This is a genomic window from Paenibacillus algicola, from assembly GCF_005577435.1.
Classification (GTDB): Bacteria; Bacillota; Bacilli; order Paenibacillales; family Paenibacillaceae; genus Paenibacillus_AQ; species Paenibacillus_AQ algicola.
Window position 1 is genome coordinate 1868316 of the sequence record NZ_CP040396.1, and the last position, 12466, is coordinate 1880781.

Annotated in this window: 10 protein-coding genes and 1 pseudogene; 7 read left to right on the forward strand and 4 right to left on the reverse strand. The window is 50.6% G+C overall.

All coding sequences use genetic code 11. From position 1 onward, the window contains the following. Window positions 1–5 precede the first annotated feature (5 nt). Together E6C60_RS08375 and E6C60_RS08380 are read right to left on the reverse strand one after the other, a co-directional pair. Window positions 6–473 (reverse strand): hypothetical protein, encoded by a 468-nt coding sequence (locus tag E6C60_RS08375; RefSeq protein ID WP_138225439.1) that lies wholly within the window; start codon window positions 471–473, stop codon window positions 6–8. Continuing rightward, window positions 424–993 carry a hypothetical protein gene (locus E6C60_RS08380; protein WP_138225440.1) on the reverse strand — a complete coding sequence of 190 codons (570 nt, stop codon included), beginning with the start codon at window positions 991–993 and terminating at the stop codon, window positions 424–426. Before E6C60_RS08380 ends, E6C60_RS08375 begins: the two co-directional genes overlap by 50 nt. Window positions 994–1280: 287 nt before the next feature. Between E6C60_RS08380 and E6C60_RS08385 the strand changes: the two are divergent. Continuing rightward, window positions 1281–2481: pseudogene (locus E6C60_RS08385) on the forward strand (transposase). Between the two features lie 28 nt (window positions 2482–2509). On the opposite strand, the gene E6C60_RS20900 reads toward E6C60_RS08385, so the two are convergent. Continuing rightward, window positions 2510–2662, reverse strand: coding sequence for a hypothetical protein (locus E6C60_RS20900; protein ID WP_175415250.1), 153 nt, complete (start codon window positions 2660–2662; stop codon window positions 2510–2512). 78 nt (window positions 2663–2740) lie between these two features. Next, on the reverse strand, window positions 2741–3226 hold the full coding sequence (locus tag E6C60_RS08390) for a class I SAM-dependent methyltransferase (RefSeq protein ID WP_138225441.1): 486 nt from the start codon (window positions 3224–3226) through the stop codon (window positions 2741–2743). A 261-nt stretch (window positions 3227–3487) separates the two neighbouring features. On the opposite strand from E6C60_RS08390, the gene E6C60_RS08395 reads away from it, so the two are divergent. The 6 genes from E6C60_RS08395 (at window position 3488) to E6C60_RS08420 (ending at window position 12461) form a co-directional block, all read left to right on the forward strand. After that, complete coding sequence (locus E6C60_RS08395) at window positions 3488–4507, forward strand: Gfo/Idh/MocA family protein (protein ID WP_138225442.1); 1020 nt, start codon at window positions 3488–3490, stop codon at window positions 4505–4507. Window positions 4508–5301: 794 nt separating this feature from the next. Further along, window positions 5302–7557, forward strand: coding sequence for a hypothetical protein (locus E6C60_RS08400; protein WP_138225443.1), 2256 nt, complete (start codon window positions 5302–5304; stop codon window positions 7555–7557). 18 nt (window positions 7558–7575) lie between these two features. Further along, window positions 7576–8766, forward strand: coding sequence for a HEAT repeat domain-containing protein (locus E6C60_RS08405; RefSeq protein ID WP_138225444.1), 1191 nt, complete (start codon window positions 7576–7578; stop codon window positions 8764–8766). Between the two features lie 43 nt (window positions 8767–8809). Beyond that, window positions 8810–10177, forward strand: coding sequence for a glycosyltransferase family 2 protein (locus E6C60_RS08410; protein ID WP_175415407.1), 1368 nt, complete (start codon window positions 8810–8812; stop codon window positions 10175–10177). Window positions 10178–10231: 54 nt separating this feature from the next. Beyond that, window positions 10232–11029 carry a response regulator transcription factor gene (locus E6C60_RS08415; RefSeq protein WP_325053197.1) on the forward strand — a complete coding sequence of 266 codons (798 nt, stop codon included), beginning with the start codon at window positions 10232–10234 and terminating at the stop codon, window positions 11027–11029. 70 nt (window positions 11030–11099) lie between these two features. Beyond that, window positions 11100–12461, forward strand: a complete 1362-nt coding sequence (locus E6C60_RS08420; RefSeq protein WP_138227693.1) for a nucleotide sugar dehydrogenase — start codon at window positions 11100–11102, stop codon at window positions 12459–12461. Window positions 12462–12466 lie beyond the last annotated feature (5 nt).

A 12466-nucleotide genomic window follows, 5' to 3' on the forward strand; every position in this document is an offset into this window, starting at 1 on the left:
TTTACTTAATAATTGTACCAGTTATTGTTGTAAACCAGTTGGTAGTTAAAGTCTTTTACTGAGGCTTCGCTTAAGACAATATCTAGATTTACTCTTGCAGCGTTGTAGGCTGAATCTAAGCTAGTCGGGTGGGTGGAGGCATAGGCTCTACCATATACATTGTTATGAAAATCCATTATATTTGCAACAGAAAAAAATCCCTTAAAGAAACTATAACTATCCTCACATAAAAACATCAAATTTTGCTTTAAAAATGGAATCCAGATTGTTGTATCATTGAATGCATTGAATGCAATAGCTGAGGAACCTTTGTTTGTGTGATAAGCTACTCTCTGATCATAGTAATTCAAAACAGGATTTAATAGGGTTAATCCCCATTCGTGATTATTCGTAGCTATACGGGTAGGAATAGCACCCACATCTCTAGTGGATAAGTAGTTCCAACCAAAATGCCGATAGCCGTCTCTTAGCATGACATGAATTCGAAGCAGGATATTTATTTAATGCTAGGTCTCTAGCTTTATTAGCATGTGTAATTCCAATCTTAGCAATTTGAAACTCTGTCAGTCCTTCATTAAGATCTAATATGGTTTCTATATAATTTGCCTTTCTCAATTCATTATAGAACTTATCGTAATCTACTACAGATTGTGATTTGATCGAATTTCCATATATCTTAGTATAAGATCTATATAAGTCTTGGCCTTTTTGTTGATCCTTTGCTGAAAGTTTTGAATTGAATTCTTCCGCGAGCCTATCTATTCTGGCTTGTATCTCTTCTTCTGATGCAGGTTTGATTGCAGCCATTTCTTCACTATATATCATTTTGTCTGGCGTGACTTTAAATTCGTGATAAGCCTCTAAGGCCTGAATGTTTACAGATTCAACCTTCTCTGGTGTCTCTTCTGCAAATGTTGTTGTCTCTGAAAAAACAGGGATTACACTTAAAAACATTGATGCCGATAAAAATGAACTTAGAACTTTGAACTTCATAAAAAACCCCTCCTAATAGAATTGTATGGATATTTATTTGGCATAAATACCCATTTAAATATTAGACGCAGAGTTCTTTTAAAAGTTACGGAAAAATTGGTTTTTTATTGTAAAAATATCATTTTCATAAATCATCTATATATAGCACTTAGATTTATTCGAGCATTTTGCATTAATCTGAGCCCTTGAACCAAAAGGATTTCCAGACATAAAAAAGGGACTTCACCCCAACTTGGCGAAGTTTTTCGGTGACCAAACCAAAAACCCCAAGAATGGAGGAAGTCACTTTGTATATTCTCCAAGAAAGTCTGTTTTCCTTTGAAGATCTGATAAAAATTCATTCGAAAGATCGATTGCCTATCTTTTTCAATGTCTTAGATCTTCGTCCGTACGCGAAAGAACTGAGAAGTCGTTCACCCCGATGTTCTGGTGGCCATTGCAGAGAAGGCATTTTACGTGCACTTTTGGCTGCTCCTCTTGAACGTATTCAGACCTTTACCGGCCTGCATCATCGGCTGGGCACCGATCTTCGGTTTCGCTATCAATGCGGACTTCCGCTCGACCGTGATGCACCATCTATCGCCACACTTAGCCGAGTTTTTGCAGATCTGACGAAGAAAAACCTGGCTAAACAGCTGTTCGACGACTTGGTAAATCGTTGTAGGCAAGAAGGCGTCATTGATGGCAGTCACGTCGCGATCGACAGCGCTGCGATTCAAGCTTACGAGAAAAAGAACCCTGAAAGTAAGAGCGAGCAAACGGGCCATGCCAACTGGGGAGCGAAGTTCGACTCATTTGGCAACAAGGTCACTTGGTTCGGTTACAAGCTCCATTTGGCTGTGGATACGCAAAGTGAACTTCCGCTTGCTCTTGAAGTCACGCCTGCCGATGTCAATGACGGGGAGATGGCTCCAGATTAATCAATACCGTAACGGCCGAAAACGACGTGAAATTCTTTATGCTTGATGCGGGCTACGACCAAAAGAAGGTGTACGAAGCTGCACGGAACGTGAAGGCGCAAGCGATTGTGCCTCTTAATCCACGGGGAGAAAAAGAACCCCCTGCTGGCATATCGACAAACGGAACTCCATGCTGCTCCATGGGGTTTGCAATGACATATTGGGGTGCTAGTGGCGATGTTTTAAAATTTCGCTGCCCACATGCCACCGGTAAAGTCGATTGTCCGCTCGGGATGACTGCTTGCTCCTCTTCCAATTACGGTATGGTCGTAAAGATCGATGTAAAAGACGACCTGAGACGGTACAGCAGTCCACACCGAGATACCAAGCGTTGGAAGGAACTTTACAACGAACGGACCATCGTGGAACAATGTAACTCCAGAATGAAAACCCACCTTACCGCAGACAGATTGCATGTTCGGGGGATTCAAAAGTGACGACTTACCAGTGTCTCAATGCGATTGTGCTGCTAGTCTCTGCGCTTACTGTAGCAGGTAAGAAGAACAAAACAGCAGCTTTAAAAATGTGAACAGCAAACTCTGCAGGTCTGTCCATTTTTAGAATGAAGCCACCGGATCCGCTTTGATCCGAGTGAAGCCTGCTGTCTTTGCGTTGAAAATAAAATTATGCAAAATGCTCAAATAAATGTGAAGCACGTCTCTGATCTCGGGATCGTCATCGGCAATTAATACGACGGGGATGCGGTTCATATTTGATTCCTGCCTTTTTTTTATTTAGGTATATGTGAATTATAGTATATGCCTGCCGCTGAATTAAACATGCGGTCCTCACTGTAGATGTACAGACTCCTTTTTTCTGCAAACATAAACAAAGGCTGGAGGGACGTTAAAGGGAGCCAGGCGAATCGAAATCAGCTCGAATTTGGACTCTAATATCTTCTTCATCTGCAGGGAATATTGAAAGGCGATAAAATATCCTCCGGGCGCCAGGGATTTATGGATCCCATCAAGGAGCGAGCTTCTCAGGGACTCGGTAAAGTTAAAGAAGGGCAGGCCGCTTATGACACAATCCACATGCGGCAAGCCTTCCCGCCGGATCGTTTGCTGAAGCTCAAGGGCATCCTCGTAGACGGGAAGCTGGGGGAAATGATGCTCAAGATGTGCTCGCAGCTCAGCGACGCTGGATATTTGCGGCCAAGGGGCGGCAGCGGTCATCACCTTAGCCAGATGGGTTGAGCTGGGGGTGATGCTTCCAATCTGTAACGGGGTTTGCAAAAAGGTTTTGGCCAGCAGCCATTGTTCGGAAAATGTCATGTTCAAGCCTCCAATATCGGTTAATGATAGCTATGGATCAAGCTAGACCCATTGTAAAAGCAAATGCTTTATGCCTCTTCTAGGGTAATTTGAAATAAATCTTTAGAAATGGAGGTATAGGGCGATTTCAAAACTCAAGCAGATTGTTCATGTTTCAAGCATTTAGGATATGTTCTTCAGCCTTGCTATTTGTGTATGATAGAATCCGATAAGGCAGGACATGAACTTTAAATACAGCAGATAAAGGAGAATCCTAATACGATGAGCAAAATTAAAGTAGCAGTATTTGGATGCGGTGCGATTGCCCAGCGCAGACATATTCCGGAGTACGCCGCGAATGGAGACGTAGAACTGGTGGCTTTTGCAGATCCTGTGAAGGAAAGAGCCGAGGAAATGGCTGCACAGTATGGCGGAACGGCATACACAGATTATGAAGAGCTGCTCAAGAATGAGAAGCTGGACGCGGTCAGTGTATGCTCGCCGAACTATCTTCATGCTCCAATGAGCATTGCAGCTGCCAATGCTGGCCTGCACGTTCTTGTTGAGAAGCCGATGGCTGTCAATGCAGAGGAAGGCCAACAGATGATCGAGGCGGCCGCGAAGAACCAGGTGTATCTGATGGTAGGTCATAACCAGCGCCTGATGCCTCCGCATGTGAAAGCCAAAGAAATTCTGGAATCCGGTCGATTGGGCAGAGTGCTGACGTTCCGCACATCCTTCGGACATCCTGGGCCAGAGTCATGGAGCCTGGACGGTCGCGACAGCTGGTTCTTCCGCAAGGAAGAAGCGCTGATGGGAGCCATGGGCGACCTCGGCGTGCATAAATCAGACTTTATCCGCTACCTGCTGAATGACGAAGTGGTGGAAGTGGCGGGCTTTATCAGCACGATTGACAAGAAGGATACCGATGTAGACGATAACGCCACCTGCATTGTCCGCATGAAGAGCGGAGCGATTGGCACGCTGATGGCGAGCTGGACGCACTACAAGGGCGGAGACAACGGTACGGTGCTTTGGTGTGAGCATGGCGTAATCAAGATTGGTACGGTTCAAGGCGACGAGGTTATTGTAGAGCTGACGAATGGTACCGTGGAAACCTACAAGGTCGGAGAGATGGCAACGAATGAGAAGCAAGTGCCAAGCGGTGTCATTGATGAGTTTGTCCGCTGCATCGTGACTCAAACGCCGCCGAGCATCTCTGGTGAAGAGGGTCTGCGTTCCCTGAACGTGATTCTGGGTGCATTCAAATCCCAGGAAACCGGCTCGATCGTGAAGCTGTAACCGGACATCCTGCCCTAGCCAGGCTGTTCTTGAATGACAAAGAAGTTATTAGGAAGGGATCACTCTGTATGGCCAAGCGCCTGGGGTGGTCCCTTCTTCCTTTTTCTTGCAGGGCCGTGCTGAAGTGCGGGAGATCAGCGGGGGAGTGTTGCATGTCGGGTTCACTTCGGCAAGCGGCGGGCAGGTGGAAAGTAACATAAAGATAGTTATTTTCACCTGATTAATAGTGCAAACAGAATATGAAAGAACAGAGAGGGTCCTGCTGCGGGACTCTTTTCTTATTTTAGGTCGATGACTTTTTTTGACAAAGCGTGCAGTTGCTTGGGTTCCCGGTCATTTCCTCTGCTACTTTGGTTTCAATTTTGTAATAACTATGGATAACTATGTAAAAAATAGAGAAACTTTAGCTCTTTATACGCGTTTAACCGTTCAGTTACCGCAAGATTTCAGAAAACATATTGAATTTCATGAATCCTTGCCTATGTTGAATGACAATGAAACGAAGCTGCTTCAGGATCGTTCATCGCTAATTGCTGCGCAGACTTGCATGGATTCGGTCTGCTGGTTGGAGGGGAGGAATGCTGTTCTGTGCAAGCTGTGGACCTGCCAAGGAAGGGTATATGGTCTCGAATAGAGCGGGAAGCAACCAATGTACCCATGTTAAAAGTTGGTAAATATGGTGCATGGCGCAGGAGGAACTCCAAAGCTAGAATGACCTGTGTAAGGAGAGGAGGCGGGAAATCGGTCCTGTTTCGACAATGGCGACAATCTCAAGGAGTGAGAAGGAGAACGTGATGAAGCGAAAAAAAAGATGGCTTCTGGCGGGTGCAGCCCTGCTGGCCCTGTTTGGCGGGGCCGCCGCGATCCTCGGCTTCTCCCGGCCGGAGATGGCGGTGTATGAAAGCGGCAGCGGGATATCGATGAAATTCAAAGCCTCAGGGCCGCGCTTTGTTCAATATCGGGAGAATGAGGAGCCGGGCTGGCATGACATGTTTGTCAAGGGCGTGAATCTGGGGGCGACGGTTCCCGGCTATTTTCCGGGAGAGCTTCCGGCGACCGAGGAGGACTATCTGAGGTGGTTTCAGCAAATCGACGAGATGGGGGCCAATGTGATCCGGGTCTACACGATCCATCAGCCCCTCTTTTATTCTGCCCTGGTGAAGTACAATGAGGAACGGCCCGAGGATCCGCTGTACTTTATGCAGGGGATCTGGTCCCCGGAGGAGCAGCTGATTGAGGAGCAGGACGCCTATGCCGAGCATATCCATCAGGCCTTTAAGCAGGAAATTGGGAAGGCGGTAGGAGCCGTGTATGGCGACATTACCATTGAGCCAAGCCCCGGCGCTGCCAGCGGTACATACACCGATAACGCGGGACCGTATCTGATGGCCTGGCATATTGGAACGGAATGGGATCCGGCCATGGTCAAGAACACGAACGAAAAGCATAGCGACGTTCCGCTGTACCAGGGGGACTACTTCGCAGCAACCGAGGAGGCCAGTCCTTTTGAGAGCTGGCTGGCGGGGATCGTGGATCATACCGCTGCCCAGGAGATCAAATATGGCTGGCAGCATCCGATGGCATTTACGAATTGGGTCACGACGGACGTTTTGGAGCATCCTGGCGAGCCTCTTTTTGAAGAGGACATGGTGTCTGTAGACGCGCGGCATGTCGAGCCGGTGAACTGGGAGGCCGGATATTTCGCAGCCTTTCATGTGTACCCTTACTATCCTGATTTCTTCCGCACGGACAAGACGCTCCAAACGATCGAGGACGGAGAAGGCGGATTTAATACGTACCGGGCTTATCTGAGAAGGCTGAAGCAGGAAATCAAGGAACTGCCCGTTATGATTACGGAGTATGGCGTGCCATCCTCCAAGGGGCTGTCTCACCACGGCCCCGGCGGACGGGACCAAGGCGGCCATAACGAGCAGGAGCAGGGCGAGATTAACGTCTCGTTAACCCGGGATATTTACGAGGAAGGCTATGCGGGCGCCATTCTGTTCATGTGGCAGGATGAATGGTTCAAGAAGACGTGGAATACGATGCCGCTTGAACTGCCGGCTGATCGCCGGGCTTACTGGCTGAATGTGCTCACGAATGAAAAAATGTTCGGTGTGCTTGCCATGGAGCCGGGAAAAGCGTCACTGCTGCACGTTGACGGCAGCCTGGACGATTGGGATCAGCTGGGCGAGGGGGAGGCTGTGGAATGGATGAGTCCCTCCTCAGGCGTCCAGCGAATGAAGGTGACGCATGATGAAGCGTATCTGTACGTTGGACTAGAGCTTGATCGCAGCTTCGATCCTCTGCAGCATACTCTGTGGATCGGAGCTGATACCCAGGCGGGCGGTGACATCCCCGTGAAGGAGCTGGACGGAAGAAGCCTGATCGGCGGCAAGCTGGAAACGCTGATTCAGCTTGCCGGGGACGAGGATTCCCAGGTAAAGATTGCTCCGTCCTACAACTTTCACAAGCGGCTGTACGGTAAAGAAGGCTACTGGATGCTGCCGGAGGAAGACGTGAAGGCTAAAGAGCCGCTTTCCTTCGACCCCTGGAAGCTCGGTATCAGCCTGATGATGTCACCGCCGGATACCCGCTTTGCGCATCCCTTCGTAGACGAAGTCGTTGGAGATTTAAAGCGCGGTAGCAGCAATCCCGACAATCCCGACTTTGACTCTCTGGCCGCCTGGCAGTATAAGGAGCAGGTGCTGGAGCTGCGCATTCCGTGGATGCTGCTCGGCTTCGCCGATCCCAGCTCCCACCAGGCTATTGATTATTCTCCAATGGAAAGCCGCAGAGCCTTTCGGACGTCAGCTGTTGAGGGCATTACGCTCATTCCGTGGCTGCAGGATCGCGGAGCAGGAAAGGCAGCAAAGCCAAAGGACAGCAGCGGCGAAGTGCTGGATGTGAAGAGCGTGTCACCGTATGTGTGGAAGGGCTGGGAAGGGGTTGACGTAAAGTACAGTGAGCGGCTGAAGCAGAGCTATGCTGCGATGCAGGCTTACTTTACGAGTGTGCCCGATATTTATCCGAACGCCAATCCGGAATAAAGAGAGGAGAGGTCAGCTATGTTTTCCAATATGGAGCTGGCATATGGATTTATTTATGTATGCAGCGGTCTGATTGCAGCCGGGATCATCCTGCTGTTCACCATGAAGCTCCGGCACCAGGCGGAGCAGAAGCAGATGGAGGCCTTCAAAGAGAAGCACCGCGATTATTTCATCTACCTCCAGTCTCACCTGCATGATGATGTACAGCTGGCGCTGCCGCAAGGAAGGCTGGAGCCGCTGGAACGAAGAGTTGTCGAGGATAAATTGATACAATGGATTGAACGACTTAAGGGAGAGAGCCGCAGCAAGCTGGTTTCGCTGTGTCAGGAAGCCGGCTTTGTAGAGGCAGAAAAAAGAATGCTGTCCAGCCTGTTTCCCGGAAAAAGAGTGGAAGCAGCATACCGCCTGGGCGGCATGCGTGCCGCCGAAGCCGTACCGGAGATGCTGGAGCTGCTTCAGACAATGAGGTACGGCCCGGAGAGCATCATTGTGGCCAGGGCGATTGCGAAGAGCGCTGACCAGTATGAGTTCATCCGGGCAATGCTGAAGCAGCTGCTGGCATCCGGGAAGCCGGTGCAGCATCTGGCAGCAGATATGTTGCTGGAGACCCGGCTGGAATCTGCCGGGCTGCTTCGCAGGCTGCTGCAGGAGGAGGAGCTTGGAATACTCAAGGCCGCGCTGGCTGCAATGTGGGGACAGGCTGTGCCTGCCGTAGTTCCTGCGCTGGGACGTCTGGCCTTTAACGGGCAAGAGGACGTGCGGGCGGAGGCAGTCAAGCTGTATCTGGCCTCCAACCCGGTCCTGAAGGACGATACCATTTCCCAGCTGATGAGCGATAAGGAATGGGAGGTTCGAGCTGTGACCGCCAAAGCCCTCGGGCGCATCCACGCCGCCGGCAGCATTCCGCTGCTCCAGGCCGCACTGGCCGACGACAGCTGGCATGTGCGGCATAACAGCGCTGAGAGCCTGTCTCTGCTCGGAGAGCAGGGGTTTGAGGCGCTGTGTCAGGCGGCGCTGGGAGCGGGTGCTGCCCGCGAGATTGCACTGTCCCGGATTGAGCAGGTCATGGGATCAGAGCGGTCGACTCAGGCCGTGGATCAGATTGTTGCCTTTAACAAGATCAAGCTCGTTTACGAAAGCTACTTCGGCATATCTTCGAAAAAAGCAGCCGTGCAGATGGCCGGCGTAGGAGGCGATTATTCTGCTTAGAGACATGCTGCTGACCTATGGCACGATGGCTGTGTACTATGTCATGCTGGTCAATGCGCTGTATTTTGCAATCATGCTGTTCTCTTTCGGACACATTCGGAATATTTACCGGCGGGCTGCATTTTCCCAATATAATACGCTGTCCGGCTCCGAGCTGGTGCCGCCGGTTTCGCTGCTCGTCCCTTCCTATAACGAGGAGTTGACGATTATCGAGAATGTGCGCTGCCTCATGACACTGAACTATCCGTCCTACGAAGTCATTGTCATTAATGACGGGTCTGCTGACCGTACCCTGGAGGTGCTCATCGAAGAGTATGAGCTGGTGCGGCTTGTCAATCCGGAGTTTCGGGGCACCATTCCCACCCAATCCATCCGCGGGGTGTACCATAACGACAAATACCCGCACCTTCTGGTGATCGACAAGGAGAACGGCGGCAAGGCCGACTCTCTCAATGCGGGCATTAACCTGTCGCAATACCCGCTCATTTCGTCGATTGATGCAGATTCTCTGTTGGAGAAGGACGCGCTGATTCGGATGGCAAGAATGTATATGGAAAATCCGGAGGAAACCGTCGCGATTGGCGGAGATGTACGGATTGCCAACGGCTGCACGATTGAGAACGGGACGGTCAAAGAGGTGTCGCTGCCGCGTCAAATGTGGCCGATGTTTCAATCCATCGAGTACCTGAAGGCCTTTCTTGGCGGCCGAATCGGCTGGAGCCGAATGAACGGACTGATTATCGTCTCTGGAGCCTTCGGCTTGTTCCGAAAAGATTACGTCATTGCGGTAGGAGGCTATCGCGGCGGCTATCCCGGCGAGGACATGAACATCATTATCAAGCTTCACCGCTATATGCTGGAGAACAAGCTGAAATATCGGATTGCGTTCTGTCCGGAGGCGGTGTGCTGGACCCAGGCGCCGGACAGCTATCATATTTTGTCCAATCAACGCAAGCGCTGGGGTCGCGGCAATCTGAAAAATATGATTGAAAACAAGGATATGGTGTTCAATCCGCGCTATAAAATTATGGGTCTGCTGACCATGCCGTACAATGTTATTTTCGAAGCGCTCAATCCCTATTTCAAAATTACCGGGCTTCTCGCGCTGATCGGCTACGTCATGATGGATATGACCCACTGGCATGTGCTGTTGGTGTTCGGGCTGGTTAACGTGCTGAGCGGATATTTGCTGAGTGTGGGCGCTTTGCTGCTGGAGGAAATGGCGTTCCGCCGTTACCCCAAGCTTTCAGATCTTTCCAAAATGCTGCTGTTCTCCGCTCTGAAGTTCCTCGGCTATCACCAGCTGGGCGGCTTATGGAGAATTCAAGGACATATCCAGTACTTGCAAAATAATAATACGTGGGGAACCATGACCCGCCAGAGCTGGAAGGACAAGAATACAGCGGCGTAATGCCGTGTCCAGGCCGTGATGGGGATAAAAAAATAATGGTGAAGGGTGGAGGAAATGATGTCGCATACCGCAACGTTAACGAAGGAACAGCAAGGCAGCCTGCTTGATTTGCTCCAGGAGGAGGTGCCGAAGGCGCCGAATCATAGCTGCGGTCTCTTGTTTCTGCACTGTGCCGGAGGAATGTCCGGGACGCCGGGATATGTGGAGGCGTTTATCCAGTCCATTCCGGGTGCAGGCCGCGTCTACAGGGATCGGGAATCCGGCATTGTGGCGCTGCTGCTGCCTGGACTTACACTTTCTGCTGCCCACTATCAGGCACTGCTGCTGAAGCAGCACTTGCTGCGCATCAAGCCAGATGCAGATCCCCGCATGGCGCTGACTGCCCTCACAGATATTCCTGCTGTTCACATGCTGAACAGCATGGCAGAGTCAGTGCGCCTGAGCATCACCTCGGACATTCAGATTTTTACAGAGCACAGTCCATCCGGAGCCAGTAAAATTCTGATCGTCGATCATGATGATGCGGTCAGGGAATTTCTGCAGATCCGCCTGGAGCTGCAGGGCTATCATACGCTGGAGGCTCATGACGGGCTGAAGGCGCTGGAGCTCATTCCCCAATGGAAGCCGGATCTGGTGCTGACGGAGCTGAATTTATCCGGCATTGATGGGCTGCCATTCATCCATCATATTCATCAGCTGGAGGTGGATGCTCCGCCCAAGATCGTCATTTTGACTGAAAAACGTGTTGAACAGACCATCAGTCAATGCTTTCAGCATGGGGTGGACGACTATGTGACCAAGCCCTTCTCTCCGATCGAGCTGGATGCGCGCATTCGGCGTTGCTTGCACTAAGCTGGAGCGGGATGCGCTTTCTGGCGCGCTGTCATAGAAGGATAAATTCAAAAACGAAAGGTAGATGACGATGAACCAGGATTATGAAACATTATTGCAGGCCATTCAAGAGAAAAAAGCGGTATTGGGAGTGGTCGGACTGGGGTATGTAGGTCTGCCTTTGGCTGTAGAAATGGTGAAGCAGGGCTTTACGGTCGTGGGCATCGACCTGGACCCCGCCAAAATCGACGCTATTTACCGCGGGGAGTCTTACATCTCGGACATTGCGGATGCAGATCTGGCGGAGGTTATGTCCTCCGGCCGCTTCAAGCCGACAACAGACTACAGTATGATGGCCGTCATTGATGCAGTCAGCATCTGCGTCCCGACTCCCCTTAGCGAGAATCAGGACCCCGATACCTCATACATTACGATGGTTGTCAATCAGCTGAAGCGGTTTATGAAGCCGCGCCTTCTTATTACCCTGGAGAGCACGACCTATCCGGGAACGACAGAGGAGCTGATCCAGTCCGAGATTGAGAAGCTGGGCTATACGGCTGGTAAGGATTTCTTTCTATGCTTCTCACCGGAGCGCGTAGACCCGTCCAATATCCGCTTTAATACAAGGAATACACCGAAGGTGATTGGGGGTACGACGGCAGCCTGCCTGAGCCTGGGGCAAGCGCTGTATAGTCAATATGTAGATACCGTAGTGCCGGTGAGCTCGCCTAAGGTGGCGGAAATGTCAAAGCTGCTGGAAAATACATTTCGCAGCGTAAACATTGCTTTCGTGAACGAGATGGCCATGATGTGTGACCGGATGGGCATTGATGTGTGGGAGGTGATCGACGCTGCGGCTACAAAGCCGTTCGGGTTTATGCCTTTTTATCCCGGACCAGGTATTGGGGGTCACTGTATTCCGCTGGATCCCATGTATCTGTCCTGGAAAGCCAAGGGCTTCCGCTTCTACAGCAAATTCATTGAGCTGGCCCAGTCCACGAATGACAATATGCCTTACTATGTCATTAACAAAACAGCGGCGATTCTCAACGAGTACGCCAAGTCGATTAAACGCTCTAGCATTCTCATTCTCGGCATGTCCTACAAGCCGGACATCAGCGATCTTCGGGAATCACCGGGACTGGAAATCTACGAGCTGTTTAAGGAAAATGGCGCCCGCGTAGATTACTACGATCCTCACGCCCGCAGCTTCAAGGATAAGCAGGGGGTTACGGTAAGCAGCGTTGACTATGATGTGAACCGCTTCAGCCAATATGACTGCATGGTGCTGATCACGAATCATAGCTCCCTGGATTACAGTCTGCTGGCTGCGATGCATGTGCCCATCCTGGATACGCGCAATGCGTTCCGTGCTTACGCCGGACCGCATATCCATAAGCTGGGCCACTCCGTGCAGCATGTGAAGGAGCCGGGCGAAGCGCTTCTGGTGTAGCTGCA

Excerpts from the sequence above, each read along its gene's own strand:
- E6C60_RS08410 (WP_175415407.1), top strand. The coding sequence starts at position 8,810 with ATGCTGGTCAATGCGCTGTATTTTGCAATCATGCTGTTCTCTTTCGGA.
- E6C60_RS20900 (WP_175415250.1), bottom strand. The coding sequence starts at position 2,662 with ATGAACCGCATCCCCGTCGTATTAATTGCCGATGACGATCCCGAGATC.
- E6C60_RS08420 (WP_138227693.1), top strand. The coding sequence starts at position 11,100 with ATGAACCAGGATTATGAAACATTATTGCAGGCCATTCAAGAGAAAAAA.
- E6C60_RS08375 (WP_138225439.1), bottom strand. The coding sequence starts at position 473 with ATGCTAAGAGACGGCTATCGGCATTTTGGTTGGAACTACTTATCCACT.
- E6C60_RS08395 (WP_138225442.1), top strand. The coding sequence starts at position 3,488 with ATGAGCAAAATTAAAGTAGCAGTATTTGGATGCGGTGCGATTGCCCAG.
- E6C60_RS08415 (WP_325053197.1), top strand. The coding sequence starts at position 10,232 with ATGATGTCGCATACCGCAACGTTAACGAAGGAACAGCAAGGCAGCCTG.
- E6C60_RS08400 (WP_138225443.1), top strand. The coding sequence starts at position 5,302 with ATGAAGCGAAAAAAAAGATGGCTTCTGGCGGGTGCAGCCCTGCTGGCC.
- E6C60_RS08380 (WP_138225440.1), bottom strand. The coding sequence starts at position 993 with ATGAAGTTCAAAGTTCTAAGTTCATTTTTATCGGCATCAATGTTTTTA.
- E6C60_RS08390 (WP_138225441.1), bottom strand. The coding sequence starts at position 3,226 with ATGACATTTTCCGAACAATGGCTGCTGGCCAAAACCTTTTTGCAAACC.
- E6C60_RS08405 (WP_138225444.1), top strand. The coding sequence starts at position 7,576 with ATGTTTTCCAATATGGAGCTGGCATATGGATTTATTTATGTATGCAGC.